This is a genomic window from Enterobacter sp. RHBSTW-00975, from assembly GCF_013615235.1.
Classification (GTDB): domain Bacteria; phylum Pseudomonadota; class Gammaproteobacteria; order Enterobacterales; family Enterobacteriaceae; genus Enterobacter; species Enterobacter ludwigii.
On record NZ_CP055883.1, the window covers coordinates 1833230 to 1858184 of the forward strand.

A 24955-nucleotide genomic window follows, 5' to 3' on the forward strand; every position below is an offset into this window, starting at 1 on the left:
TACAACACTCAGTTAGTAACGTCGGAATCTTCATTCTCAGAATGACCCTTTCTCCAGCCCGCTGCAAATTCAGACGGTGTCTGATAATTCAGCGTGGAGTGCGGGCGGCATTCGTTATAATCCTGCCGCCAGTCATTAATAATTTTCCTGGCATGAACGATATCGCTGAACCAGTGCTCATTCAAACATTCATCGCGAAATCGTCCGTTAAAGCTCTCAATAAATCCGTTCTGCGTTGGCTTGCCCGGCTGGATTAAGCGCAACTCAACACCATGCTCAAAGGCCCATTGATCCAGTGCACGGCAAGTGAACTCCGGCCCCTGGTCAGTTCTTATCGTCGCCGGATAGCCTCGAAACAGTGCAATGCTGTCCAGAATACGCGTGACCTGAACGCCTGAAATCCCAAAGGCAACAGTGACCGTCAGGCATTCCTTTGTGAAATCATCGACGCAGGTAAGACACTTGATCCTGCGACCGGTGGAAAGTGCGTCCATGACGAAATCCATCGACCAGGTCAGATTGGGCGCCGCCGGACGGAGCAGCGGCAGACGTTCTGTTGCCAGCCCTTTACGACGTCTTCTGCGTTTTACGCCCAGGCCACTGAGGTGATAAAGCCGGTACACGCGCTTATGATTAACATGAAGCCCTTCACGGCGCAGCAACTGCCAAATACGACGGTAGCCAAAACGCCTGCGCTCTAGTGCCAGCTCAGTGATGCGCCCTGATAAATGCGCATCAGCAGCCGGACGGTGAGCCTCATAGCGGCAGGTCGACAGGGATAAACCTGTAAGCCTGCAGGCACGACGTTGCGACAGACCGGTCGCATCACACATCAACATCACGGCTTCCCGCTTCTGGTCTGTCGTCAGTACTTTCGCCCAAGAGCCACCTGAAGCGCCTCTTTATCCAGCATGGCTTCGGCAAGCAGCTTCTTGAGTCTGGTGTTCTCTTCCTCAAGCGACTTCAGGCGCTTAACTTCAGGCACCTCCATACCGCCATACTTCTTACGCCAGGTGTAAAACGTGGCATCGGAAATGGCATGCTTGCGGCAGAGTTCACGGGCGGGTACCCCAGCTTCGGCTTCGCGGAGAATACTGATGATCTGTTCGTCGGAAAAACGCTTCTTCATGGGGATGTCCTCATGTGGCTTATGAAGACATTACTAACATCGGGGTGTACTAATCAACGGGGAGCAGGTCACAGTCTCTAACTTCGCTTGAGCAGGAACAAGATCAAATGAAGAAGACATTAAAAAACTTAGAAGATAGTGTACATATGCTTGATATTAAAATTGAGCGTGTAATTACAATGCTTGAAACGCTAAAAAATAAAAGGGGCTAAATAGCCCCTTTTTTATTTGTTGGTGAGTTCTGCAATCATCTGATCTACTCGTGATTTGGTTTGTCTGTACCAGAGTGAATCCTTTGCCTGTACAATCGCTTCCTTATAGTTTTTTTCACGTAAGGCTTGCATCATCTTTCTGAACTTTAAAGTACCTGATAGGCCAAGTTGAAAAACCATAATGGTCAGGAAGTACTGCCAGTCAGCAGGCAAATCTAATCCTAATGAGCTAACAGCAGACTTAGCAGTACTGATATCTTCTTCTAACATCCGTTCGGCTTGTTCTGGTGTAATACCGTTTGGATATGATTCACCAGGTTTTAGTAGTCGACCGTACCCAATAGTTGGATAACCAAGACTATCTTTATATGTCCAAAATTTACCATTCTTAAAATAACCAACTTTAGTTTGATAGGCAATTGATCCCTCATAGCTAATTAGCCTGTTTTTTAAATCCATTAAATAAATACCTTATAACAATTATCATAGGGTATTTATATGAAGCAGTGGAATTACAATGATAATTGGAGTGAGGAAGAATTAACAAACGGTAGTTATGTTGGATTCGTGTACTTGTTCCAGTTTGAAGACAGTACTTTTTATATAGGTAGTAAACAGATGTATAAGAGAGTTAAGGACGTTAAGAAACTAAAAGCTAATTCAGTTGAAAATGGATGGCGTGAGTACAGTTCAAGTTCAAAGATAGTTAATCAAAAGATAGAAGATGGATTAGATTATACTCGTACCATTTTATGGGCTTTTCCATCAATGAAAGAAACACTATTTGTAGAAACAGCACTAATCATTAATCAGGGATTGAAAATGGGAAATATTAATCTTTCCGTTATGCATAAGGCACGTCTGCCAAGTGGTAAGGATGCTGTACGTATAAGTGGAATCCTACAATCACTATATGAAATTTTAAATTAAGGATGATTTATGGCATGGCGTAGAGGGCATAGCCCACAAAATATGAGAACCTTCATTAACCGAAACAGCCCACGTATAGGTTCACAGTTCAAGAAAGAACTAAGTGATCGTATGCGGATTGTTTCGAAAGAAATTCAACAGAAGATAAGCAGTGAAGCGGCAGGCGGGGTAGTGTCATTTACATCACGTTCTGTATTCTTCAAATTTCAAAAAGTTAATAACTTTGAAACCGTAAACCAGATCATAGTATTACCTAACCAAACCTCATACTTAAAGTACATCCTTGACCCTTCCTATAAGACTACTACAGAAAAGAAAATCATTCCTATTAGTAGTAACGCAAATATGACTAAAGAAGGGAACATTAAGCAACTTCGGGCTAAATCCAGAAGTAATAAATACAAAAAGGTGAAGAGCAGGAACGGTAACTCGTACTTAATCGACACTACCAAGAAATCATCTAAGCGTAATCCAAAGCTGGCACGTGAAAAGAGGGTTATTGGTTACTATGGTTCCGTAGGCAGAAAACCATTGTTTGATTTCTACGATGAAACCGAGAAACAAGTAATAGAACAATTAAGAACATTACGCGGTACGTTTGATTACCGTTGGAGGAATTAAGATGGATAACTTAGAAAATTTCCCATGTTATGATCATTCTGTACTAACAGATTTTTCTTTTCAGACAATCCAACCAGTAAGTGTAACCATACCATATGATAAAGCACTATCTGGTAGTAAGCTCATAAAAAAGAAAGTAGACAAAACAAAAGGCGATTTAGTCGTATATAGTTTTCATCATCATACAACACCTAAAGTAAATGAAGATGATGTATTGATGGTTGAACTACTAAAAGAACAATTAGAAGTAAAGGTACTATTATCTTACAACCACATCTTTAAAGGTCATCGCGTAGTTTCTTGTGTTTGCCAAATACAAGGATAAAATATGTTAAGTATTATCATGGATCTTATCAAATCAGGGATTAGCCTTTTTACCAAGAATAAAACCGAAGTTGAAAAATCTAAAGACGAACTTGAAACAGAAAAAACGAATGAAGCACAGGAAACAAACCGTGAAGAGATCAAAGCTGGTAGAGGCTGGAGATCATTCTTAGGTTATGCATGTACTATCATTATTACATACAACTACATTATAGTACCTATCTTAGATTACTTTGGTATCGTTGTATTCTCGTTGCCACTATCTGACATTATCAGAATTCTAATTTTGCTACTTAGTGGTAACTAATTATAAAGCCCCATAAGGGCTTTTTTAAATTTTAAAAGGGTTGCTTATGTTGTTTTTTAAATGTATAAAAGCAATTGTGTTGTTAATAATGTATGCAAAACAATTTCGTTGGTTTATGAAGCAATTAATAAGAAATTATGCTATATAGTGTTAATTATTTTTATAAAACACTTGAAATTAAAAGCTCTTTGTTGATAACATTACATGTATTTTGTTGATCTAATGTTGATAAATCGACCGCACTTGAACATAAGTTAATATATTTTAGAGGTATTGATTGTGAAATATATAATCTCCACGGCTGTGGTTCTGATTTTTACATTTTTGTTATTGTGCTCGCTGTTTATTTTTAATCCTGCTCTATTCAAAGATGTTAAAATTACTGATTATATAAGTGCTATATCATCGATGGTATCGCTTTTAATAGCTTTTTATGCCTTCTATTTTGCAAAAGATTATTTAGTTCAGGAAAAAAGAAAGAATGCAGCAAAATTAGCTTTTGATATAATTCAAAAGGATTTGCCACAGATTTCACAATTAGATGAGGTTTTTGATAGCCTCTATGTTTTGGAGCAGACTATAAAACGGTTTCATAAAAGTTTGACCCCCGATGAAGAGCATTATTGTATTGATGTTTTTATTAAGTATAATGAAAAATTAAGTGCTGTAGTTAAAGATTTACATAATAAAAATAATATATTAAAAACAAATTTGCTGAGTGCATCTATACTTGGTTGCAAAATTAGAGATGATGTTGATACTTTTGATAAAATTCTGAGAAATCACCAATTTTTGATGCTTAGTGTGATTGGTATTCGAGAAGTCCTTATAACTTCATTAGAATATGAAAATAATGAAGAACTTGGTCAGTTTGTTAACCCAGGTAAGGTAGAGTCACAACTTGACAAGCTCAATGACTCTATTACGCAATCCTTATATTATTACAAACAGTTCAATAATGAAGTTTCTAAAATACAAAGTGATACTGTCGATGTGGATAGTTTATTTGTTTTTAAATGATTAGATTAATTATTAGATGTTATAGAGAATTATTTTAGGCTACATTAAATTGTAGCCCAAAAATTTATTCACACTTCCAGATCGTATTCTGTACACCACTACCTTTAGGTAGATGTGGGTTCATATTGGCACTATGAACGTATGTTGCCTTTTCCTTTCCATACTGCTGACATGCTTCATTTGCTGTTTTTTGTAAGCTATCTAAACCATACCAACCGTCAGACTGAATACTAACAGTTTTACCATCATTATATTCTACTGCTGCACATCCCGCTAATGTTAACGGGATAAGAATCATTATTAGGGATTTCATTATTATTTCCTAAATACCCGTACAACTACTGTACAAGGGTATCTTATGGCAAGAATTACTAAAAAGGAATCAGCATTACACATTCAGGTTATGGATCTCATCCACTCTGATAAGCAACTCACACAAGACAATAAAGAGTTCATCTTCAACAACTACAAAGGCGATGGTATAGGAGCAACTGGTGCTTTCTTTACCCCTGAAATGCTTGCATGGGATTTCATACTTGATGCTGGGTGTACTGGTCGGTGTATCGAACTATGTGCGGGTATCGGTCGACTCAGTTACTACCAATACTTAAGAAACAAGCCAACGTACATTACATGCGTTGAACTTAACCCTGAATACGTGATGATTGGGAAGAGGGTACTACCGGAGGCGGAGTGGATCACTGGTGATGCTCTCCACTACTCACCAGACCGTTTCTATGATGTTGCCTATGGCAATCCACCTTTCGGTAAGATCAACACATCAGAAGCGTATATAGGCCGTTATACAGGCTCAGAGTTTGAATACAAGGTGATTGAACATGCGAGTACCTTATCCTCATATGGGGTATGGATCGTACCGCAAGGTTCCGCAGGGTTTAAGTACTCAGGCCATAGGTACTATGACGCTTCAGTACAAACAGCTAAGTACCAGAAGTTTGTTAATGATACGGGGTACACTTTCCAAGCTGGTTGCGGTATTGACACCAGTATCTACAAAGATGAGTGGAACGGTACAACGGTCATTTGTGAGGTTGTGACGGTTGAGTACTAAAAATGTGATTTCATGCAAACGTAACGCTACATATAGTGTCTATAATTAGAAGTGACACCATATGGTGTACTTCACACAGCAGGTAACTGGTATGGGTAAAAAACAACATGTAGTGCCTCATAACGGACAATGGGCTGTCAGAGGTGAAGGTAACGGAAAAGTGACATCAACTCACCGTACTCAGCAAGAAGCTATTGATGCTGGGCGAGCTATATCCCGAAATCAGGGGAGCGAATTAGTCATTCATCGCCCTAACGGACAGATTCGAGATAGCGACTCGCATGGTAAGGATCCATACCCACCGAAAGGTTAATGCTCACTAAGACAAAAGAGGCTTTTGGCCTCTTTTTTTTGAATTTTACAAATGTTCCTATTGATGATCATATGCGTCCTTTCGTTTTTTAGCACAGGATAAGAGCCGTTCGTATGAGTAGTGGAGGCTCCCGGAAGAGAATCTCTCGCACCTCACTGCCAGAGCAGCAACCTGTGTGCCAGGTCAGACGCTAAGAACCGCAGGGTGTTCAGAAAAAACTCTTCTTAATTTAAAGCGTAGATGGCATTTGCAAAACTTGCATGCCGATAAAATCTAATTTCAATGACATATCAATAACTCATCCAAAAATTTACCCTGCTGTTTTAGGGTAAAAGCACGTTTTTCATTCAGTAGTCATATAAATGAAAGCAGGCTGTCACCTGAAAAGTTGAAAATAACGGGTTAATCAGACTGATTAGCAGGCAAAAAATTTTGGGATGTACGACAATGGCGGTTAAACTTCTCTCGCTGATTATTTGACTACAGGAAAGAATGGATTGTGACCAAACTCAAACTTCTGGCATTGGGCGTACTTGCCGCAACCGCTGTTAGCACTGCACAGGCGGCGGAAAGTCAGTGGACTGTTGGCGCGGGCGTTGGCGTGATTAACAGCCCATACAAACAGTATGATCGTGATGTTTATCCAGTTCCGGTTGTCACCTATGAAGGCGATAACTTCTGGTTCCGCGGTCTGGGCGGTGGCTACTATCTCTGGAATGATACGGCCGACAAGCTCTCCATCATGGCTTACTACGATCCGACGCACTTCAAGCCGGGTGACAGCGACAGTCATGCGCTTCGCCAGCTCGATAAGCGTAAGAGCACCATGATGGCGGGACTCTCTTATGTGCATAACACCGAATATGGCTTCCTGCGTACCGCGCTTGCGGGGGATACGCTGGATAACAGCAACGGTTTTATCTGGGATCTGGCCTGGCTCTATCGCTACACCAACGGTGCGTTAACGCTAACCCCGGGTATCGGTGTGCAATATAACAGTGAGAACTACAACGACTACTACTATGGTGTTTCTAAGAACGAATCCCGTCGTAGCGGTCTGAAGAGCTACAGTGCGGACGACGGCTGGGATCCGTACCTTGAGCTGACGGCAAGCTATAACTTCCTCGGTGACTGGAACGTCTACGGTACCGGGCGCTATGAGCGTCTGAGCGATGAAGTGAAAGACAGCCCGATGGTTGATAAGTCCTGGGCGGGCATATTCTCAGTCGGTGTGTCCTACAAGTTCTGATTGTGCATTAAAACAGTGCAATCATTGCATCAAAACGGGGCGCTTGCGCCCCGTTTGCATTGGTGTGGTGCAACGAAAAAGAGGGGATGATATGAGCGTAAAAACCGTGACCTTTTCCGCAGGGCGTCCACTTCCGGCTATTGGACAGGGTACCTGGTATATGGGAGAAAAAGCCAGCCAGCGTAAATCCGAAGTGAATGCACTGCGGGCGGGCATTGATCTGGGGTTAACGTTAATTGATACCGCTGAAATGTATGCCGAAGGCGGAGCGGAAGAGGTGGTCGGGGAGGCCATTAAGGGCCAGCGCGACAACGTTTTTCTGGTATCAAAAGTCTACCCGTGGAACGCTGGCGGTCTGAAAGGCCAGGCGGCGTGTGATGCCAGTCTGCGACGTCTCGGGACAGACCACATCGATCTCTACCTTCTGCACTGGCGCGGTAACTATGGCCTGGATGAAACCATTACGCTGATGGAAAGACTCCAGCAGCAGGGAAAAATTGGCCGCTGGGGCGTCTCAAACCTGGATTATGAAGATATGCAGGCGCTGTGGCGTGAAGAGGGCGGTTCCGCCTGTGCCACTAATCAGGTGCTTTATCATCTGGCGTCACGGGGAATTGAATTTGATCTGCTTCCCTGGTGTCAGCAACAGGCGATGCCGGTGATGGCTTACTGCCCGCTGGCTCAGGCCGGGCGCCTGCGTTCGGGGCTGATGAACCATCCGGTCGTGAATGCCATCGCGCATAACCACCGCGCCACTGCCGCCCAAATTCTGCTGGCGTGGGTTATCCGCCAGCAGGGTGTTATTGCCATACCGAAAGCGGCCTCGATTGAGCATGTTAACGCCAACGCTGGAGCGCTGGAGATAACCCTCACCGCGGAAGAACGTCACAAACTGGATAATGCTTTCCCACCACCCACCCATAAACTCCCGCTGGATGTCGTTTAATCCTGACGCATGCCCCTCTCCTTTACAGGAAGAGGGGCGGTAGCGTATTAGCGCTTCACAATACTGATTGTCTGCCCTAAGCGAGACGGTTTTTCTTCGCTGGTTTTTTGTGGCGCAGTGACGCACGCCGTTTCCACACAGACGAAGGTTTTGTAACCGTCATCAGGCACGTCGGCCATACTGACAGAAAGTGCCGGGCCTGGGTTCCAGCCCACCACGTTGCTGTGATGGTGGTGTACCACTTCGATACCACGGTTCAGGGCGCTGTCGTGGATCACGTTGCACGCTTCCGGATGCAGGTAAACGCGGTCAGTACGGTCCGGGAACGTCTGAATGCCGTCGCTCAGTTTTCCTTCTTTCGCGTTATCCACTTTGTCGATAAAGGTATCGCCAAGGCCGCTCACCTTCACAGCGCTGATGTCACCAACGTTGAAATAGGTGTGCAGGGCGGAGGTGGTTTCAAATTCACCGTGCGCTTCCAGTTCGATTTCGCAGGTTTTGCCCAGCTTGAAGCGTGCGTACAGGGTGAAATCGTGCGGCCACAGGGCGCGGGTTTCATCATTCGCCTGCAGCTCAAAGGTCAGTACCGCACCGTTATCGTCTTCATTGTGCGCTTTCAGCGTCCACTGCTGGTTACGGGCAAAACCGTGAGAAGGCAGGCCTTTCTCAGCGGAAGGACCAAACCATGGCCAGCAAATAGGCACGCCGCCGCGAATCGCATCCCCTTTTTTAAAGGAAGTCGCGTCGCTCAGCCACAGTGCTTCCGTTTCGCCTTCAGGTTTCCAGGAGAGCAGGTGTGCGCCGTTCAGCGCCACGGAGGCTTTTACGCGCGGGTGGTCAACGACGATGATATCCGCACCATCAATCTGGCGGCGGGAGAGCACAGGGGTAAGTTGTTCGACTACCGGAAGTGCAAAAATTTTATTAATCATTAAGCAATCCTCTGTCTAAAAACAATAAAAAAGGCGACCGAAGTCGCCTTTTTGGATCAAGCACTCATCTCAACTTATTTGGAGATGTGAGCGATCAGGTCCAGTACTTTGTTAGAGTAGCCGGTTTCGTTGTCGTACCAGGAAACCAGTTTCACGAAGTTGTCGTTCAGTGCGATACCCGCTTTAGCATCGAACACGGAAGTGCACACTTCGCCGTTGAAATCGGTAGATACAACGTCGTCTTCGGTGTAGCCCAGAACGCCTTTCATTGCGCCTTCGGAAGCAGCTTTGATTGCTTTCTTAATTTCTTCATAAGAAGCAGCTTTTTCCAGACGAACGGTCAGGTCAACAACGGATACGTTAGGAGTTGGAACGCGGAACGCCATACCAGTCAGTTTGCCATTCAGTTCTGGCAGTACTTTACCTACAGCTTTAGCTGCACCGGTAGAGGATGGGATGATGTTCTGAGCCGCGCCACGACCGCCACGCCAGTCTTTGTGAGACGGGCCGTCAACAGTTTTCTGAGTCGCGGTGGTCGCGTGGACGGTAGTCATCAGACCTTCGACGATGCCGAAGTTGTCGTTGATTACTTTCGCCAGCGGTGCCAGGCAGTTGGTGGTGCAGGATGCGTTAGAAACGATGTCCTGGCCAGCGTAAGTTTCGAAGTTTGCACCACGAACGAACATTGGGGTGTTGTCTTTAGAAGGACCGGTCAGAACAACTTTTTTCGCACCCGCGGTGATGTGTTTACGCGCAGTTTCGTCGGTCAGGAAGATACCGGTAGCTTCAGCTACAACATCAACACCGATTTCGTTCCATTTCAGGTTAGCTGGGTCTTTCTCAGCAGTAACGCGGATGGTTTTGCCATTAACAACCAGGTGGCCGTCTTTCACTTCAACGGTGCCGTCGAAACGACCGTGAGTTGAGTCGTACTTCAGCATGTACGCCATGTATTCAGCGTCCAGGAGATCGTTGATACCAACGATTTCGATGTCAGAACGTTTCTGAGCAGCACGGAAAACAATACGGCCGATACGGCCAAAACCGTTGATACCTACTTTGATAGTCATATATTCCACCAGCTATTTGTTAGTGAATAAAAGGTTGCCTGTAAAATTACAAAAACCTTACGCAGCGTCAAGCGGAATCGTGTCAATCATTGCGACAAATCAATCCTGTGACTAACGTTTGTGCGACTGACTCGCCTCACTTTCCCTTTGAGCTAGCAACCACATGGGGGCTGCGCGCGGCATTTTAAAGTCCTCGCAGGATAAAAATGTGAACATGATCACAATTGCCTGACCGCCTTTTCGCGACACATAAGTTTAGAACAAAAGTGCACGCAAGGGTGTTAATGTTTTGTTAGAATCCGGGTTAAAAGGTGTCTGTTTCTACAGCGAGATGTAAGCATATGTCGAACCAACGTAACCCTGACGATTTGAAAAAAAACCTCACCGAAATGCAGTTTTACGTGACGCAAAATCACGGAACCGAACCGCCTTTTACTGGCCGTTTACTGCACAACAAGCGCGACGGTGTCTACCACTGTCTGGTATGTGACGCCCCGTTGTTCAATTCCCAAACGAAGTTCGATTCTGGCTGTGGCTGGCCAAGCTTTTATGAGCCGGTCAGCGACGATGCGATCCGCTACCTGAGCGACACGTCGCACGGCATGGTGCGAACTGAAATTCGTTGCGGAACCTGTGACGCCCACCTTGGACACGTCTTCCCGGATGGCCCTCAACCGACGGGTGAGCGTTTCTGTGTGAATTCAGCGTCGATGAGCTTCACCGATGATGAAAACGGTGACCAGATCAAAGGTTGAAAAAACGATTCAGCAAATTATTCCTTTGAAAGGGAGAGATCGTGAATATTGATGACATGATTAGCGGTATGACGCCGGAGGTGTATCAGCGCCTGGTGACTGCTGTTGAACTGGGAAAATGGCCGGACGGTGTCGCGCTCACGCCGGAGCAAAAAGAGAACAGTCTGCAACTGGTGATGCTCTGGCAGGCGCGTAACAATACCGACGCGCAACACATGACTATCGACACTCAAGGCCAGATGGTGATGAAGAGCAAGCGCGAGCTGAAAGAGGACTTTGGTATCACGCCAAAGCCGATCGCGACGATAAAGATGCAGTAACGGTGGGGCGGCAGTCCTGCCAACGCCCTCTCTCTGGAGAGAGGGCGTGCTTATCTTACTCTTTGGGTTTAATTCCCAGCGACTCCGCCAGCTGTTTCGCTAACTGGTTATTGTCATCCGCGCCGTACTCCCAGAACATCGCCCCGGCGAGACCTTTCTCCTTGATGTAATCCGCTTTGATGGCGACGGAACGCGGGTTCTCATAGGAAAGGGCAAACAGCGCCTTGCCGTCCGCCGCATTCACTGAAAGCCACGGCACTTGCGCCCGTTCGTCCCAGTGTTCGGTAAAACGCTTCTGCGGATCGTTTAAGAGCTTTTTCACAATATCGTTGTACTTCACATACGTATCTTTGGTCAGGTCGTAACCCAGTGACGCGAACAAGCCGGTTTCCTGAGGCCCAAAGTAGGGCTGGGTCACCGGATGGTTTTGCGCATCGGGTTTTGTCCAGTCAATACCGGGCTCCACGGCGCGTTTCGGCACGCGGCCGTAAAAACCAATCCCGAGGTTCATCTGCTGCGGCTTCAGCCCGGCCGCCAGATAGTTGTTCACCACAAAATCCACGCTGTATTTATCTGCGGCGGCCACCGTTGGCCAGTCGCTGGAGTCATACAGATTGGCGTTGAAATACTGTGTGCCATACGCCATGTCGTAGGTCATCAGGTTGATGTAGTCGAGCAGCGGGGCAATGGCCTTCACATCCACCCAGCTTTTCGGACTTTCTGCATTTGCCCCCACCGCGATGGTGACCAGTTTTTTATGGCCGAAGGCGGCGCGCAATTCTTTCAGCAGTGCGGTGAAGTTATCGCGATCGGCTGGCGTGCTGGCCACCAGTCCCCATGCGCCATTTACCGGGTATTCCCAGTCAAGATCGATGCCGTCGAGTGCATATTTTTCGACAATCTCCTGAGCCGAGCGGATAAACACCGCACGGCTCTCTTGGGTCGCGGCTGCGCCGGAGAAGCCACGCGCACCCCATCCGCCCACGGAGAGCAGCACTTTCAGGTTTGGATTTTGCTTACGCAGCATCGGGATTAGCGCCAGATCGGCGGCGACTTTTGGCGACAGCCAGATCTGATGAAGTTTCGCCGGATCTTTCAGCGCAGCATGGGTTTCGTCTTTCTCATCGTTATAAACCAGACCAAATGAGTAGTTCAGGTGGGTAATCTGACGAACGTCGAGCGTATTGATATCACCACCGGGACCGGCGGTGACATCGCCACCGCCATTAAAATATCCCACAGACATCAGGGGAGTGGCGGAAGCAACTGACGCGCAAAGCAGGGGTAATGCTGCCAGCAAAGGCAAACGTTTCATACAAGTTCCTCTTTGACTTAACAAAAATAACCACGCCACGGAAAAGGCGTGGCGAAAAAACAGCCTGAAGAGAATAGCATTGCCGCTTCGCTGGTGATGCGAGGGAGTTCACTTTATGGGGAATGAGACGGGGCGTGCCGGGCAGCACTGTGGCTTGCCCGGCGAGAAGGTCAGGCGTGCGTTTCCAGCCAGTCTTCCAGGGTATACAGGGTGGCGCCTTCCGCGGCCATATCCATAAACGCCTGGGCGCTGTCCTGCGCCTGAATGTTCACCCCACGACAGCCGTCGGTGATGACGCTGACGGTATAGCCTAGCTGGAGGGCGTCCAGCACGGTGAACTTCACGCAGTAATCCGTCGCCAGACCCAGCACAATCAGTTCGGTGATTTCGTGATGGCGTAACCACCCGTCCAGCGCCGTTTTCTGGCGATGCCCGTTATCAAAGAAGGCGCTGTAGCTGTCGATAGACGGGTTTTCCCCTTTATGAAACACCGCGTCGATGGCCTTCTGATTCAGCAGCGGATGCAGCTGCGCACCTTCCGTCTGTTGCACGCAGTGATCCGGCCAGAAGGTTTGTGCCAGGCCGTCAAGTTCACCCTGAGTGAAGGGCTCAACGCCGTGCTGGCTGGCAAAACTGCCGTGGTCAGCCGGGTGCCAGTCCTGGCTTGCGACAACTGCCTCACCTCGCGTTTTGCACCACTCAATCAGCGTATTCGCCACGTCTACGGTGCTGTCACCTTCAGCGACGGCCAGTGCGCCGCCCGCACAGAAATCATTTTGCAAATCGACCAGTAACAGGGCGCGTTGCGTCATGGTGCCTCCTTATTCGTCCGGCGTCAGTTCGCCGCGCAGGTTTTGCATCATCGCGCTGCGGATGGACTGAATGTCCAGATCCTGACTCAGTAAATAGTGAAGTTTAGTCAGCGTGGCTTCAACGGTCATATCGAATCCGCTGATAACGCCTGCATGCGCGAGGGCGTTACCGGTGGCGTAACCGCCCATGTTGACTTTACCGGACATGCATTGCGTCAGGTTAACCACCACGATCCCGCGCTCGCTCGCTTCCTGCAGCTCTTTCAGAAACTCGCCGTTCTGCGGGGCATTGCCCACGCCGTAAGAGCGCAGGATCAGCGCTTTCACCGGCTGGCGCAGGAAGTTACGCACCACATCTGCAGAGATACCCGGGTAAATCGTTACCACGCCAATCGGTTGCGGCGTGATCGGATGAACAATCAGTTCGCCCGCCGTGCTCGGCGCAGGCGGGGTGCCCAGACGACGAATATGGATGCCCGCCTCCAGCAGCGGCTGCAGGTTCGGTGAGGCGAAAGCGTCAAAACCATCGGCGTGCGCCTTCGTGGTCCGGTTGCCGCGATACAGTCGGTTGTTGAAGAACAGCGACACTTCGTTAATCGGGTAATTCGCTGCCACATACAGGGAGTTGAGCAGGTTGATCTGCCCGTCAGAACGCAGCTCCGCCAGCGGAATTTGCGAGCCGGTGACGATGACGGGCTTGCCCAGATTCTCCAGCATGAAGGAGAGTGCCGAGGCGGTAAACGCCATTGTGTCGGTACCATGCAGGATCACAAAGCCGTCGTACTGGTCGTAATGGGCTTTAATGTCGTCCGCGATATGCTGCCAGTCTTCCGGCGTCATATCGGAGGAGTCCATCAGCGGCTCGTATTCGTGGATGGTGAAGTCAGGCATTTCAGGACGGTGGAATTCAGGCATCAGCGCGAGCTGGCGCTGAAGGTGGCCGGAGACCGGGATATAGCCGTTTTCAGAGCGCTGCATACCGATGGTACCGCCAGTGTAGGCTACATAAATCGATTTCTTCTGCATGGTAGTGAGTTCTTGTTCTTCAAAAGAAAAAAATCCCCTCTTCACGGGAAGAGGGGACGGTGTTTAACGGACGTTTGCACAGGTCAGACAAAACGCGTAACGGCTTTGTGGATCGTTGAAGGCCGCCAGTTTGTCGCTTTCCGCTTTCATCGCTTTAGCCGCCGTCGCGACTGGCGCAGGCAGATACGCCTGCAGCGCCTCAGGCAGCATGGCACGCACGGAGCCGGACATGCTGTTCATCACCAGGTCAAAGAACGACGGCTCGTCCTGGTAATACTCAACGTGCCACTGCTTGAGCTTCGCCAGTTCGGCGGCTTTCTTCACCGCGTCATCAAAGTCGCCCAGGCTGTCTACCAGACCATTATTCTTCGCATCCTGGCCGGTCCAGACGTGGCCCTGCGCAATGTCGTCGATCTGTTGCGGTGTCTTTTTACGGGACTCTGCCACCAGCGTAATAAAGCGCTTGTAGCCGTTCTCGATACTGAGCTGCATCATCTCAGAGACTTCAGGCGGCAGCGATTTGGTGACCGACACATCCGCCAGCGGTGAAGTGGCAACGCCATCGGTATGGACGCCCAGATAATCCAGGCTGTTTTCCACGGTGTTAATCACCCCAAAGATGCCAATCGAGCCGGTCAGCGTGCTCGGGTTGGCGACGATGTAGTTAGCCGGGGTTGAAATCCAGTAACCGCCCGAGGCCGCCATTCCACCCATCGACACCACTACCGGCTTGCCGGCTGCACGTGCCGCGGCAAGTTCAGCGCGGATCACTTCAGAAGCGCTGACGCTGCCGCCAGGGCTGTTTACGCGCAGTACGATCGCCTTCACTTTCGGATCAAGGCGAGCATCACGGATTTGCGATGCGGTGGTATCGCCGCCCACGTTACCCGGCGTTTCCTCGCCGTCCATGATGGCACCATTAGCAAAGACCACCGCGACGCTGTCACCGCTGTCATCCGGCTTTTTGGTCGCATAATCGTACATGCTGATAGCGCTGAAGTTTTTATCCTCTTTGCTCCAGCCAAACTGTTTGCTCAGTGATTTTTCGATATCCGCGCTGGTGCCCAGCGCATCGACCAGTTTGTTATCCAGCGCATATTTTGCGGTATCACCATCAACCTTGCGCAGGCCTTCCAGCACGCCCTGCGCGCCAGGGAACACCTGTTCAGCGGTTATCTGGCGGTTAGCGGCCACGGTGCTCAGATAGTTTTGCCACAGCTCACCAATCCAGCGGCTGTCCGCTTCACGGGCCGCAGGGGACATATCATCACGAATAAACGGCTCCACGGCGGATTTATAGGTTCCGACGCGGAAGACGTGGGTGGTGACTTTCAGTTTGTCGAGCAGCGATTTGTAATACAGACCGTTAGTGGCAAAGCCATGCAGATCGACCGTACCCTGCGGGGAGAGCCAGATTTTATTGGCGAAGCTGGCCAGATAATATTGCCCCTGGCTGTAGCTGTCCCCGACCGCAATCACCGGCTTGCCGCTGTCGCGGAATTCGCGCAGTGCTTTACCAATGTATTGCATTGAAGGCTGGTCGCCGCCGGCAAAATCTTTCAGATCCAGCACGATGCCGGTAATGTTGCGGTCATCTTTTGCCTGACGAATGGTGTCGACGATATCGAACAGGGAGTTTTCCTGAAGACGGTCTGATGTCGCGCCAAACAGCTGACGGCCAATAACGCCCAGACGATTGCTGGTGGACGGCTTATCGACGATGACGCCCGTGATATCAAGTAACAGCGCCCCGCGAGTCGAATGCTGCGCCTGATTTGCGTTGCTGATATGCATCCAGACGCCTGCGCAAACCAGAACCAGGAGGATGAAGAAGATATTCATCACCAGGTTGCGGACGAAGTTGAGCAGTCGCCACGTCCATTTAAAGAAACCGGCAATGATTCGCCAAAGGGTTCGCATGTATTCTCCCTAACCAGAAAATGACTGTTTCCGTCGCCACGGGACGGCAATGTGCGGTTATCGTAATGACCCAACCGTCACTTGTCAGCAGGAATCGCCTGCTACGCTGTAACAAAATCTGCCGCCGTGTTAATTTTGTGAGTAAATTTCAAGAAAGGAGTTAACCAATGGACGCACTTGAACTGCTTGTTAACCGCCGTAGCGCTTCACGTCTCACCGAGCCGGCGCCGGCAGGGGAGCAACTGGAGAATATTCTGCGTGCCGGCCTGCGTGCACCGGATCATGGTACGCTGCAGCCATGGCACTTCTTTGTGATTGAAGGTGAAGGCCGCGATCGTTTCAGTCAGATACTGGAGCAGGGGGCGGTTGCCGCAGGTCAGGATGAGAAGGGTATTGAGAAAGCCCGCAGTGCGCCATTCCGTGCGCCGATGATCATCGCTGTCGTGGCGAAATGTCAGGCCGACCACAAAGTGCCGGTCTGGGAGCAGGAAATGTCTGCCGGCTGTGCCGTCATGGCAATGCAAATGGCCGCCGTGGCGCAAGGGTTTAACGGTATCTGGCGCACAGGGCCGCTGACCAACAGCCAGCCGGTTCGCGACGGATTCGCCTGTGGCGAACATGATAAAATTGTCGGCTTCCTCTATCTCGGCACGCCTCAGCTTAAAGCCTCCGCCACCATTAATGTGCCGGACACCACGCCTTTCGTCAGCCGTTTCTGATAACGCGCGCTAAACTGTCTGGATTCTGAGCATCTGCCGCAGAATTCAGACAGTCATACTTACCTCTTTATGGAATGAGCGCTACCATAGCGCGATTGAGATGACAGGAGACGTCCATGAGCGAGCAAACCATTCGTTTAACGCAATACAGCCACGGAGCCGGTTGCGGTTGTAAAATTTCCCCGAAAGTGCTGGAGACCATTCTCCACAGTGAACAGGCGAAGTTTGTCGACCCGAACCTGCTTGTCGGTAACGAAACGCGTGACGATGCGGCAGTTTATGACCTGGGTAACGGCACCAGCATTATCAGTACCACCGACTTCTTTATGCCGATTGTCGACAACCCGTTCGATTTCGGGCGTATTGCGGCCACCAACGCCATCAGCGATATTTTCGCCATGGGGGGCAAACCGATTATGGCGATTGCCATTCTGGGCTGGCCGATTAACACCCTTGCCCCTGAAATTGCCCGTGAGGTGATTGAAGGGGGACGTTTTGCCTGCCAGCAGGCGGGGATCGCGCTGGCCGGTGGTCATTCTATCGATGCGCCGGAGCCGATCTTCGGTCTCGCGGTCACGGGCGTGGTGCCCACCGAGCGCGTGAAACGCAACAGCACCGCGCAGGCGGGCTGCAAGCTGTTCCTCACCAAACCGCTGGGCATTGGTGTCCTCACTACTGCGGAGAAAAAATCGCTGCTGAAGCCGGAACACCAGGGGCTGGCAACCGAGGTCATGTGCCAGATGAATCTCGCGGGTGCGGCTTTCGCGAATATCGACGGCGTGAAAGCCATGACCGACGTGACCGGTTTTGGCCTTCTCGGACACCTCTCCGAAGTGTGTCAGGGCGCGGGCGTACAGGCGCAGGTCTGGTATCAGGACGTGCCGAAGCTGCCGGGTGTGGAGGAGTACATTGCAGCGGGCGCCGTTCCGGGCGGTACCCAGCGTAACTTTGCCAGCTATGGTCATCTGATGGGCGAAATGCCTGAAGCGTGGCGCAATCTGCTGTGCGATCCGCAAACGTCCGGTGGTTTGCTGCTGGCGGTCACGCCAGACGCTGAAGCCGACGTCCAGGCGACGGCCGCAGAGTTTGGTATTACCCTGACGGCGATCGGTGAACTGGTGACCGCGCGCGGTGGACGACCGATGATTGAGATCCGTTAATTCAATGCGGTTGTTTATTGCCGAAAAGCCGAGTCTGGCCCGTGCCATTGCCGATGTGCTGCCGAAGCCGCATCGCAAGGGAGACGGCTTTATCGAATGCGGTAACGGGCAAGTGGTCACCTGGTGTATCGGTCACCTGCTTGAGCAGGCGCAGCCGGATGTCTACGACAGCCGCTATGCCCGCTGGAACCTCAATGACCTGCCCATCGTCCCTGAAAAATGGCGCCTGCAGCCACGGCCTTCCGTCACCAAACAGCTCAACGTGATTAAACGTTTTTTGCATGACGCGACGGAAGTCATCCACGCGGGTGACCCGGACAGGGAAGGGCAACTGCTGGTGGATGAGGTGCTGGACTATCTGGAGCTGGCGCCGGAAAAACGCCAGCAGGTCCAGCGCTGCCTGATTAACGACCTCAATCCGCAGGCCGTGGAGCGGGCCATTTCACGTCTGCGCGCGAACAGCGAGTTTATTCCGCTGTGCGTTTCCGCGCTGGCCCGCGCTCGTGCGGACTGGCTTTACGGGATCAACATGACCCGCGCCTACACCATCCTGGGGCGTAATGCCGGTTATCAGGGCGTCCTCTCCGTCGGGCGTGTGCAAACGCCGGTGCTGGGGCTGGTGGTGCGTCGTGACGAAGAGATTGAGAATTTCGTCGCCAAAGATTTCTTTGAGGTTAAAGCGCATATCGTCACGCCGAAAGACGAGCGCTTTACCGCCGTCTGGCAGCCAAGCGATGCCTGCGAATCGTATCAGGATGAAGAGGGGCGGTTGCTGCACCGTCCGCTGGCGGAGCACGTGGTCAACCGGATTACCGGTCAGCCTGCTATTGTCACCAGCTATAACGATAAACGGGAATCAGAACCCGCGCCGCTGCCGTTCTCGCTTTCCGCGCTGCAGATTGAAGCGGCGAAACGCTTCGGTCTGAGCGCGCAGAACGTCCTTGATATCTGCCAGAAGCTCTACGAAACCCACAAACTCATTACCTATCCGCGTTCGGACAGCCGGTATCTGCCAGAAGAGCACTTTGCCGGCCGTCACTCGGTGATGAACGCCATTGCTGTTCACGCGCCGGATCTGCTGCCACAACCGGTTGTGAATCCGGACATTCATAACCGCTGCTGGGATGATAAAAAGGTGGATGCCCACCATGCGATTATCCCGACGGCGCGCGCCAGCAATGTTAACCTCACGGAAAACGAAGCGAAGGTGTATAACCTGGTGGCTCGTCAGTACCTGATGCAGTTCTGCCCGGACGCAGTGTTCCGCAAATGCGTGATTGAGCTGGAAATTGCCAAAGGAAAATTTATCGCCAAGGCGCGTTTCCTGGCGGAGGCTGGCTGGCGCACGCTGCTTGGCAACAAAGAGCGTGACGAAGAGAATGACGGCACGCCGCTGCCGGTGGTCGCCAAAGATGACGAGCTGCTGTGTGAGAAAGGCGAAGTGGTTGAACGCCAGACCCAACCGCCGCGCCACTTCACCGATGCGACACTGCTCTCGGCAATGACCGGAATCGCCCGTTTTGTTCAGGATAAGGATCTGAAGAAGATCTTGCGTGCTACCGACGGACTGGGCACGGAAGCGACCCGTGCGGGCATTATCGAGTTGCTGTTTAAGCGCGGTTTTCTGGAGAAAAAAGGGCGCTATATCCACTCGACTGAACCGGGGCGCGCATTGATCCACTCGCTGCCTGAGCTGGCCGCAAGGCCGGACATGACGGCACACTGGGAATCTGTGCTGACGCAAATCAGTGAAAAGCAGTGTCGCTATCAGGACTTTATGCAACCGCTGGTGGGGACCTTGTACGAGCTGATTAACCAGGCGCGTAATACGCCGGTGAAGCAGTTCCGGGGGATGGTTGCACCGGGTGGTGCGCCGAAGAAACCGTTCAAAAAGAAAAAAAGCGCAGCCTGATGTGCTTTCGGTTGTCGCCCTCTCCCAACGGGAAAGGGCGACAGCGTGCTTAGATAACCCCTTGCCCAATCATCGCATCCGCGACCTTCACGAACCCGGCGATATTTGCGCCACGCACGTAGTTGGTTTGCGATGCCTCACCGCCGTACTCGACGCAGGCGTGGTGAATATCCAGCATAATGTGGTGCAGACGCGCATCCACTTTCTCTGCCTTCCAGCCGAGGCGCGCGGCGTTTTGCGCCATCTCCAGGCCAGAGGTCGCCACGCCGCCGGCGTTCGCGGCTTTGCCCGGCGCAAACAGCATGCCAGCCTCAAGGAACAGATCGGTCGCTTCGATGGTGGTTGGCATATTCGCCCCTTCGGCCACGGCCTTCACGCCGTTGGTAATCAGGGTGCGTGCGGCCTCGGTATCCAGTTCGTTCTGGGTCGCACATGGCAGGGCGATATCGACCGGCACGCCCCACGGCTGTTTGCCTTCGAGCCAGGTCAGACCAAATTCACGGGCATAATCCGCCAGACGGCCGTCGCGGCTGGCTTTAATGTCGCACAGGCGAGCCAGCTTCTCGGCCGTAAAACCGGCTTCATCCACCACGGTACCGCGTGAATCTGACGCGGTAACCACGCGGGCACCAAACTGCATTGCTTTCTCAATGGCGTATTGGGCCACGTTACCGGAGCCGGACACCGCCACGCGCATACCTTCAAACCCTAAGCCGTGGCGCTTCAGCATCGCCTCGGTAAAATAGACCAGCCCGTAGCCGGTGGCTTCCGGACGGATCAGGCTGCCGCCAAAGGAGAGCCCTTTGCCCGTAAAGACACAGGCGCTGTTATTCGAAAGCTTTTTCATCATGCCGGCCATAAAGCCCACTTCACGCGCACCGACGCCGATATCGCCCGCCGGAACGTCTGTATCGGGACCAAGATGACGATAGAGTTCGGTCATCAGCGCCTGACAGAAACGCATCACTTCGCCTTCGCTTTTGCCTTTCGGATCGAAATCACTGCCGCCTTTCCCGCCGCCCATGGGCAGGGTCGTAAGGGCGTTTTTAAACGTCTGCTCAAAGCCGAGGAATTTTAAAATCGACAGATTCACGGAAGGGTGGAAACGCATCCCGCCCTTAAACGGGCCGATGGCGGAATTAAACTGCACGCGCCACGCGCGGTTAACCTGGACCTGATTACGGTCATCTACCCAGGTCACGCGAAACTGGATCACGCGCTCCGGCTCCACGAGGCGCTCAAGCAGTGACATCTGGCGATAACGCGGGTTTTCTTCAAGGAACGGCCACAACGTGGTCATGACTTCACGTACGGCCTGCGCAAACTCACTTTGATGCGGGTCGCGCTGTTGAACATAAGAGAGGAAAGTTTCCAGAGAGCGTGTCTGATCCATAGATATAAGAACCCCTTATATTATTTTATGTATATTGCTTATACGAATTGTGTTGTTTTTTTGACTATACCATCCGTACCGCTTTGTGAAGCAAGCAGAAATGCATGCCGAAAGGGAAATTAATCAGCGGGGCTGCGTCATAACCAAAAGCGATGACGAGATAAATTAAAGGTTCTGCGCCGGTTTACCGTTATAGTCTTTATCAGGGCACAACAGGAAAATAAGTCTATGAACCGTTACGTGATAGCCGCGTTATGTTTGATGTTTACCGCAGGCGCGCAGGCAGACCGCATTCGCCCGGATGTGGACGTGAATGTGCCGCCGGAGGTGTTCAGCTCCAGTGGCCAGCGAGCGCAGCCGTGTAACCAGTGCTGCATCTATCAGGATCAGAACTATTCGGAAGGGGCAGTGGTAAAAGCGGACGGTATTCTGTTGCAGTGCCAGCGTGATGAACGCACCATTAGCACGAATCCGCTGGTCTGGCGTCGCGTAAAACAATAAACGCCTCCAGCAGCGGGATGTCCGCAGGCGCTAAGTTGAAACCAAATGCGTCTTCGGGCGTACACCACACCAGCGCACTGTGGTAATGCGCCGTCAGCGCGCCGCTGAATGCCGGAACGTGCCAGGCGTGAAGGTTGATTAACCGCTGTGACACCTCACGCTGATGGCTTGCCACATACTCACCTGGCTGCGCGTGGATGCCGAGCTCTTCGTGCAACTCGCGGACAAGCGCCTCGGGCTGTGTCTCACCGGCTTCTACTTTTCCGCCTGCGAATTCCCACATGCCCGGCTGGTCGGCATGAGCCGGGCGCTGGGCCAGTAAAATTTTGTTGTCTTTTTCGATGATTGCCGCAACGACATCGACTGTTTTTAGCATGGTCGTCAATACTTGTTAGCGAAAAACACCATATTATCGTGCCCTTTCTAAGAGTCCAGCCATCAGGAGAATCAGGTGAAAGAGACGTCCACTTGGGTAGATCCCATCGCCACCCTTCCGGTCAGCATAAAACCGATTGCCGCCATGCAGAAAAAACACTTTGGTGCCGTGCTTAACCCCACGCGCTGGTGGGGAAGGATGCCACGTCTTTTCTGGCTGGTGGCATTGTTCGTCGGTTTTCTCGAACGTCGTCACGCGCGCCTGTCGCCGGTGCTCCGTTCGCTGTTAATGACCCGGGTATCGCAGCTTTGTCACTGCGCTTTTTGTATCGATGCCAACAGTTTGCGCCTGGCGGAGCGCTCGGGCGCATTGGATAAGGTTCAGGCCGTCAACGCGTGGCGTGATTCCGCTCTTTTTAGCGAAGAGGAGCGTGCGGCTCTGGCCTATGCCGAGGCTGTCACCGCGACGCCGCCCCGTGTGGATGACGAAATCAAAAGTGAGATCAAACGCCATTTCAGCGAGGACGCGATCGCCGAAATGACGGCGCTGATTGCGTTTCAGAATCTCTCTGCACGCTTTAATGCCGCGCTGGACATCCCGGCGCAGGGGTTATGTGCCACGTTTAAAGAGGATCCCCATGCTTGATCATCATCTGCACCCGCGGATTAAACCCACGCTCAACCGACTGGTGTCAGTAGTGGATAAGCCGGGGATCACGCCTGACGGATTAACCCTGACCGGGTTTGCCATAGGCGTTCTGGCCTTACCGTTTCTGGCCCTCGGCTGGTATCCGGCGGCGCTCGTCGCCATCGTGCTGAATCGCCTGCTGGATGGTCTGGACGGTGCGCTGGCGCGCCGGCGCGGGCTGACGGATGCGGGAGGATTTCTTGATATCGCCCTCGATTTTCTGTTTTACGCGCTGGTTCCCTTCGGATTCGCGCTGGCGGCCCCCGCAGAGAATGCGCTTGCCGCTGGCTGGCTGTTGTTTGCCTTTATCGGTACCGGGAGCAGTTTTCTGGCATTTGCCGCGCTGGCAGCGAAACACAACATCGACAACCCCGGCTACGCGCATAAGTCGTTTTACTATATTGGTGGGTTAACGGAGGGGACGGAGACGATCGCGCTGTTTGTGCTGTGCTGCCTCTTTCCAGCGAACTTCAGCGTGCTGGCGTGGATATTTGGCGCGTTGTGCTGGCTGACCACCACAACGCGCATCTGGAGCGGGTATGTGACGCTGAAGTCACTTACCCGTTAGCGTGAACTTTCTGGCCCGCGTTTTCCGCTGGAGACGGGGTTCTGTGGATGACTGCTCCACTCGTACCAGCCGCCGTCATAGACGGCGACATTTTTCCAGCCCATCGCCCGTGCGTACATAAACGTCTCGGACGCACGCCAGCCGGTGCCGCAGTAAAACGCGACGTGCTGTTCCGGCAGGATGTTCCAGGTTTTCCACATGGCGGCGATGTCGTCAGCGCTGCGCATGGTGCCATCCGGATTATGGAAATCTTCCATATGGGTGGCGTCGCTACCGGCATGACCCCAGCGGGCACCGGCAATTTCACCTTTTGGCTTGATGTAGCTGTAGCCGCTGGTTTCGCCGATGAACTCCGGCCAGGAACGAATGCTGACCAGCGACGCGTCCTGGCGATGCAGCATTCCGCGTGCTTGCGCCATATCCACCATCAACTGCGGCTGGCCGGGGATCGGTGCACCAAAATCGGGGGCGGGCTTCACGTCTTTGGGCATTCCCCGTTCAACCGGCAGACCCGCGTCAGACCAGGCTTTCCAGCCGCCATCAAGAATGCGGACGTCCTTCACGCCCGCATACAGCATGATCTGCGCCACGCGGGCGGCGGCATATACGTCACGGCCATACAGAATGACGGTCGTATCGTGACGGATCCCGTGCTTCGCCAGCATCGCTTTTAGCGTGTCGTCAGAAACTTTATTCCACAGCGGTTCGCTTTCCACTTCGTTGGTATCAATGTAGCCGGCACCGGGAATATGGTTCAGCAGATAAAACTTCGGCGCGCCCCATGCGGCTTCAATGACTTTCCAGTCGCCCGTTGGCGCAGCAGTGACGGGTTTACCCTGCTGAAGCCGGTGGATCCACTCCGGGTAGACGAGTTGTTCAAAGTGCGGCAAACGCTGCAGACGCTCAGGTACCTGCAGGGCATCGTTGAGCACGGAAATCTGGTGGTAGCCGGCTTTTTCCAGCCGCGCTTTGACCGCCTGATTATCGGCGTCGCGACCGTAGAGCGCGATCGTCATGGCCGGCGTAAGCTGGTGCTGTCTGGCCCAGACGGCAATCTGGTCATCGCTCATCGCGCCAAGCCAGGAGGCGGAAAGGTTAAGTGCGGCGGGCTCATGCCCGGAGGGCGCGCTCAGCGTTTGCGGCCAGCCGTTGTAAAACGCGCTGGCGCGGGTGTCGATCACCGCGCCGTGTTGTGCCTGAAGTTGAGACAGCGTCATGGCGTGCGGCATATCAGCAGCCAGAGAGGAAAATGAAGCGAGGCCGCACAGCATGGCCAGCGCGGTCAGTTGAGAAACACGTTTCATCGAATAACCTGACGTCAGTAAAAGAGGGGGGCATTGTCGTCTCTCCTGAAAGGTAAAACATT

At 51.7% G+C, this 24955-nt stretch carries 29 protein-coding genes; 17 read left to right on the forward strand and 12 right to left on the reverse strand.

The window, feature by feature from the left end; all coding sequences use genetic code 11:
• Window positions 1–8 precede the first annotated feature (8 nt).
• Both HV340_RS08825 and HV340_RS08830 read right to left on the reverse strand, forming a co-directional pair.
• Window positions 9–1129, reverse strand: a protein-coding gene (locus HV340_RS08825) for an IS3-like element ISSen4 family transposase (protein WP_085950818.1) whose coding sequence is annotated in 2 segments (ribosomal slippage) — window positions 9–871 and window positions 871–1129 — 1122 coding nt in all. Because the reading frame shifts where the segments join, the coding sequence is not laid out codon by codon here.
• A 224-nt stretch (window positions 1130–1353) separates the two neighbouring features.
• Window positions 1354–1800, reverse strand: coding sequence for a glycoside hydrolase family protein (locus HV340_RS08830; protein ID WP_181216460.1), 447 nt, complete (start codon window positions 1798–1800; stop codon window positions 1354–1356).
• Window positions 1801–1839: 39 nt separating this feature from the next.
• Here HV340_RS08830 and HV340_RS08835 point away from each other — a divergent pair, with 39 nt between their 5' ends.
• The 5 genes from HV340_RS08835 (at window position 1840) to HV340_RS08855 (ending at window position 4543) form a co-directional block, all read left to right on the forward strand.
• Window positions 1840–2271 (forward strand): hypothetical protein, encoded by a 432-nt coding sequence (locus HV340_RS08835; RefSeq protein ID WP_181216461.1) that lies wholly within the window; start codon window positions 1840–1842, stop codon window positions 2269–2271.
• 9 nt (window positions 2272–2280) lie between these two features.
• Window positions 2281–2892: a hypothetical protein gene (locus HV340_RS08840; RefSeq protein ID WP_181216462.1), complete on the forward strand. Its 612-nt coding sequence runs from the start codon at window positions 2281–2283 to the stop codon at window positions 2890–2892.
• 1 nt (window position 2893) lies between these two features.
• Window positions 2894–3217, forward strand: coding sequence for a hypothetical protein (locus tag HV340_RS08845; protein WP_181216463.1), 324 nt, complete (start codon window positions 2894–2896; stop codon window positions 3215–3217).
• A gap of 3 nt (window positions 3218–3220) precedes the next feature.
• Window positions 3221–3523: a hypothetical protein gene (locus HV340_RS08850; protein WP_181216464.1), complete on the forward strand. Its 303-nt coding sequence runs from the start codon at window positions 3221–3223 to the stop codon at window positions 3521–3523.
• Between the two features lie 279 nt (window positions 3524–3802).
• Window positions 3803–4543, forward strand: a complete 741-nt coding sequence (locus tag HV340_RS08855; protein WP_181216465.1) for a hypothetical protein — start codon at window positions 3803–3805, stop codon at window positions 4541–4543.
• 64 nt (window positions 4544–4607) lie between these two features.
• Here HV340_RS08855 and HV340_RS08860 read toward each other — a convergent pair whose 3' ends face one another.
• Complete coding sequence (locus tag HV340_RS08860) at window positions 4608–4856, reverse strand: hypothetical protein (RefSeq protein ID WP_181216466.1); 249 nt, start codon at window positions 4854–4856, stop codon at window positions 4608–4610.
• Between the two features lie 45 nt (window positions 4857–4901).
• Here HV340_RS08860 and HV340_RS08865 point away from each other — a divergent pair, with 45 nt between their 5' ends.
• The 4 genes from HV340_RS08865 (at window position 4902) to HV340_RS08880 (ending at window position 8123) form a co-directional block, all read left to right on the forward strand.
• Entirely contained in the window at window positions 4902–5615 is a 714-nt protein-coding gene (locus HV340_RS08865) for a methyltransferase (RefSeq protein ID WP_181216467.1), read from the forward strand.
• Between the two features lie 91 nt (window positions 5616–5706).
• A complete protein-coding gene (locus tag HV340_RS08870; RefSeq protein ID WP_181216468.1) occupies window positions 5707–5928 on the forward strand; it encodes a DUF2188 domain-containing protein in 222 nt (73 codons plus the stop codon).
• 499 nt (window positions 5929–6427) lie between these two features.
• The gene (locus tag HV340_RS08875; protein WP_014169638.1) at window positions 6428–7177 is read left to right on the forward strand and encodes a MipA/OmpV family protein; all 750 of its coding nucleotides are present in this window, start codon (window positions 6428–6430) and stop codon (window positions 7175–7177) included.
• Window positions 7178–7268: 91 nt separating this feature from the next.
• The gene (locus tag HV340_RS08880) at window positions 7269–8123 is read left to right on the forward strand and encodes an aldo/keto reductase (protein ID WP_063925076.1); all 855 of its coding nucleotides are present in this window, start codon (window positions 7269–7271) and stop codon (window positions 8121–8123) included.
• 47 nt (window positions 8124–8170) lie between these two features.
• Here the strand turns inward: HV340_RS08880 and HV340_RS08885 are convergent, their stop codons facing one another.
• Together HV340_RS08885 and gapA are read right to left on the reverse strand one after the other, a co-directional pair.
• Entirely contained in the window at window positions 8171–9055 is an 885-nt protein-coding gene (locus HV340_RS08885) for a D-hexose-6-phosphate mutarotase (RefSeq protein ID WP_063156113.1), read from the reverse strand.
• 74 nt (window positions 9056–9129) lie between these two features.
• Window positions 9130–10125: a glyceraldehyde-3-phosphate dehydrogenase gene (gene gapA, locus HV340_RS08890; protein ID WP_020884442.1), complete on the reverse strand. Its 996-nt coding sequence runs from the start codon at window positions 10123–10125 to the stop codon at window positions 9130–9132.
• Window positions 10126–10466: 341 nt separating this feature from the next.
• On the opposite strand from gapA, the gene msrB reads away from it, so the two are divergent.
• Window positions 10467–10880 (forward strand): peptide-methionine (R)-S-oxide reductase MsrB, encoded by a 414-nt coding sequence (msrB, locus tag HV340_RS08895; protein WP_020884441.1) that lies wholly within the window; start codon window positions 10467–10469, stop codon window positions 10878–10880.
• Between the two features lie 41 nt (window positions 10881–10921).
• Window positions 10922–11200, forward strand: a complete 279-nt coding sequence (locus HV340_RS08900) for a YeaC family protein (RefSeq protein ID WP_014169643.1) — start codon at window positions 10922–10924, stop codon at window positions 11198–11200.
• A gap of 55 nt (window positions 11201–11255) precedes the next feature.
• On the opposite strand, the gene HV340_RS08905 is transcribed toward HV340_RS08900, so the two are convergent.
• The 4 genes from HV340_RS08905 to sppA form a co-directional block, all read right to left on the reverse strand.
• Window positions 11256–12515: a glycoside hydrolase family 18 protein gene (locus HV340_RS08905; protein WP_063925075.1), complete on the reverse strand. Its 1260-nt coding sequence runs from the start codon at window positions 12513–12515 to the stop codon at window positions 11256–11258.
• A 170-nt stretch (window positions 12516–12685) separates the two neighbouring features.
• On the reverse strand, window positions 12686–13327 hold the full coding sequence (gene pncA / locus HV340_RS08910; RefSeq protein ID WP_032681225.1) for a bifunctional nicotinamidase/pyrazinamidase: 642 nt from the start codon (window positions 13325–13327) through the stop codon (window positions 12686–12688).
• A 9-nt stretch (window positions 13328–13336) separates the two neighbouring features.
• Window positions 13337–14353 (reverse strand): asparaginase, encoded by a 1017-nt coding sequence (gene ansA / locus HV340_RS08915; protein ID WP_020884438.1) that lies wholly within the window; start codon window positions 14351–14353, stop codon window positions 13337–13339.
• Between the two features lie 63 nt (window positions 14354–14416).
• Complete coding sequence (gene sppA / locus HV340_RS08920) at window positions 14417–16273, reverse strand: signal peptide peptidase SppA (protein ID WP_014169647.1); 1857 nt, start codon at window positions 16271–16273, stop codon at window positions 14417–14419.
• Window positions 16274–16440: 167 nt separating this feature from the next.
• On the opposite strand from sppA, the gene HV340_RS08925 reads away from it, so the two are divergent.
• The 3 genes from HV340_RS08925 (at window position 16441) to HV340_RS08935 (ending at window position 20064) form a co-directional block, all read left to right on the forward strand.
• A complete protein-coding gene (locus HV340_RS08925) occupies window positions 16441–16992 on the forward strand; it encodes an NAD(P)H nitroreductase (protein WP_014169648.1) in 552 nt (183 codons plus the stop codon).
• Window positions 16993–17108: 116 nt separating this feature from the next.
• A complete protein-coding gene (gene selD / locus HV340_RS08930) occupies window positions 17109–18152 on the forward strand; it encodes a selenide, water dikinase SelD (RefSeq protein ID WP_020884436.1) in 1044 nt (347 codons plus the stop codon).
• 4 nt (window positions 18153–18156) lie between these two features.
• Complete coding sequence (locus HV340_RS08935; RefSeq protein WP_020884435.1) at window positions 18157–20064, forward strand: DNA topoisomerase III; 1908 nt, start codon at window positions 18157–18159, stop codon at window positions 20062–20064.
• A gap of 49 nt (window positions 20065–20113) precedes the next feature.
• Here HV340_RS08935 and gdhA read toward each other — a convergent pair whose 3' ends face one another.
• Window positions 20114–21457 carry an NADP-specific glutamate dehydrogenase gene (gene gdhA / locus HV340_RS08940; protein WP_063925074.1) on the reverse strand — a complete coding sequence of 448 codons (1344 nt, stop codon included), beginning with the start codon at window positions 21455–21457 and terminating at the stop codon, window positions 20114–20116.
• A gap of 228 nt (window positions 21458–21685) precedes the next feature.
• On the opposite strand from gdhA, the gene HV340_RS08945 reads away from it, so the two are divergent.
• Entirely contained in the window at window positions 21686–21958 is a 273-nt protein-coding gene (locus HV340_RS08945; protein WP_014169653.1) for a YnjH family protein, read from the forward strand.
• Here the strand turns inward: HV340_RS08945 and HV340_RS08950 are convergent.
• On the reverse strand, window positions 21918–22334 hold the full coding sequence (locus tag HV340_RS08950; RefSeq protein WP_025204417.1) for a pyrimidine (deoxy)nucleoside triphosphate diphosphatase: 417 nt from the start codon (window positions 22332–22334) through the stop codon (window positions 21918–21920). The genes HV340_RS08945 and HV340_RS08950 overlap by 41 nt on opposite strands.
• A gap of 75 nt (window positions 22335–22409) precedes the next feature.
• On the opposite strand from HV340_RS08950, the gene HV340_RS08955 reads away from it, so the two are divergent.
• Window positions 22410–22979 (forward strand): carboxymuconolactone decarboxylase family protein, encoded by a 570-nt coding sequence (locus tag HV340_RS08955; RefSeq protein WP_014169655.1) that lies wholly within the window; start codon window positions 22410–22412, stop codon window positions 22977–22979.
• A complete protein-coding gene (locus HV340_RS08960; protein ID WP_181216469.1) occupies window positions 22972–23589 on the forward strand; it encodes a CDP-alcohol phosphatidyltransferase family protein in 618 nt (205 codons plus the stop codon). The genes HV340_RS08955 and HV340_RS08960 overlap by 8 nt, the downstream gene beginning before the upstream one ends.
• On the opposite strand, the gene HV340_RS08965 is transcribed toward HV340_RS08960, so the two are convergent.
• Window positions 23586–24893 (reverse strand): rhodanese-like domain-containing protein, encoded by a 1308-nt coding sequence (locus HV340_RS08965; protein WP_181216470.1) that lies wholly within the window; start codon window positions 24891–24893, stop codon window positions 23586–23588. The two genes, HV340_RS08960 and HV340_RS08965, sit on opposite strands and share 4 nt — an antisense overlap.
• Between the last annotated feature and the right edge of the window lie 62 nt (window positions 24894–24955).

Excerpts from the sequence above, each read along its gene's own strand:
- selD (WP_020884436.1), top strand. The coding sequence starts at position 17,109 with ATGAGCGAGCAAACCATTCGTTTAACGCAATACAGCCACGGAGCCGGT.
- HV340_RS08865 (WP_181216467.1), top strand. The coding sequence starts at position 4,902 with ATGGCAAGAATTACTAAAAAGGAATCAGCATTACACATTCAGGTTATG.
- gapA (WP_020884442.1), bottom strand. The coding sequence starts at position 10,125 with ATGACTATCAAAGTAGGTATCAACGGTTTTGGCCGTATCGGCCGTATT.
- msrB (WP_020884441.1), top strand. The coding sequence starts at position 10,467 with ATGTCGAACCAACGTAACCCTGACGATTTGAAAAAAAACCTCACCGAA.
- pncA (WP_032681225.1), bottom strand. The coding sequence starts at position 13,327 with ATGACGCAACGCGCCCTGTTACTGGTCGATTTGCAAAATGATTTCTGT.
- HV340_RS08830 (WP_181216460.1), bottom strand. The coding sequence starts at position 1,800 with ATGGATTTAAAAAACAGGCTAATTAGCTATGAGGGATCAATTGCCTAT.
- HV340_RS08870 (WP_181216468.1), top strand. The coding sequence starts at position 5,707 with ATGGGTAAAAAACAACATGTAGTGCCTCATAACGGACAATGGGCTGTC.
- HV340_RS08960 (WP_181216469.1), top strand. The coding sequence starts at position 22,972 with ATGCTTGATCATCATCTGCACCCGCGGATTAAACCCACGCTCAACCGA.
- gdhA (WP_063925074.1), bottom strand. The coding sequence starts at position 21,457 with ATGGATCAGACACGCTCTCTGGAAACTTTCCTCTCTTATGTTCAACAG.
- HV340_RS08945 (WP_014169653.1), top strand. The coding sequence starts at position 21,686 with ATGAACCGTTACGTGATAGCCGCGTTATGTTTGATGTTTACCGCAGGC.
- HV340_RS08905 (WP_063925075.1), bottom strand. The coding sequence starts at position 12,515 with ATGAAACGTTTGCCTTTGCTGGCAGCATTACCCCTGCTTTGCGCGTCA.
- HV340_RS08965 (WP_181216470.1), bottom strand. The coding sequence starts at position 24,893 with ATGAAACGTGTTTCTCAACTGACCGCGCTGGCCATGCTGTGCGGCCTC.
- HV340_RS08880 (WP_063925076.1), top strand. The coding sequence starts at position 7,269 with ATGAGCGTAAAAACCGTGACCTTTTCCGCAGGGCGTCCACTTCCGGCT.
- HV340_RS08850 (WP_181216464.1), top strand. The coding sequence starts at position 3,221 with ATGTTAAGTATTATCATGGATCTTATCAAATCAGGGATTAGCCTTTTT.
- ansA (WP_020884438.1), bottom strand. The coding sequence starts at position 14,353 with ATGCAGAAGAAATCGATTTATGTAGCCTACACTGGCGGTACCATCGGT.
- HV340_RS08840 (WP_181216462.1), top strand. The coding sequence starts at position 2,281 with ATGGCATGGCGTAGAGGGCATAGCCCACAAAATATGAGAACCTTCATT.
- HV340_RS08885 (WP_063156113.1), bottom strand. The coding sequence starts at position 9,055 with ATGATTAATAAAATTTTTGCACTTCCGGTAGTCGAACAACTTACCCCT.
- HV340_RS08935 (WP_020884435.1), top strand. The coding sequence starts at position 18,157 with ATGCGGTTGTTTATTGCCGAAAAGCCGAGTCTGGCCCGTGCCATTGCC.
- HV340_RS08860 (WP_181216466.1), bottom strand. The coding sequence starts at position 4,856 with ATGAAATCCCTAATAATGATTCTTATCCCGTTAACATTAGCGGGATGT.
- sppA (WP_014169647.1), bottom strand. The coding sequence starts at position 16,273 with ATGCGAACCCTTTGGCGAATCATTGCCGGTTTCTTTAAATGGACGTGG.
- HV340_RS08950 (WP_025204417.1), bottom strand. The coding sequence starts at position 22,334 with ATGCTAAAAACAGTCGATGTCGTTGCGGCAATCATCGAAAAAGACAAC.
- HV340_RS08845 (WP_181216463.1), top strand. The coding sequence starts at position 2,894 with ATGGATAACTTAGAAAATTTCCCATGTTATGATCATTCTGTACTAACA.
- HV340_RS08925 (WP_014169648.1), top strand. The coding sequence starts at position 16,441 with ATGGACGCACTTGAACTGCTTGTTAACCGCCGTAGCGCTTCACGTCTC.
- HV340_RS08835 (WP_181216461.1), top strand. The coding sequence starts at position 1,840 with ATGAAGCAGTGGAATTACAATGATAATTGGAGTGAGGAAGAATTAACA.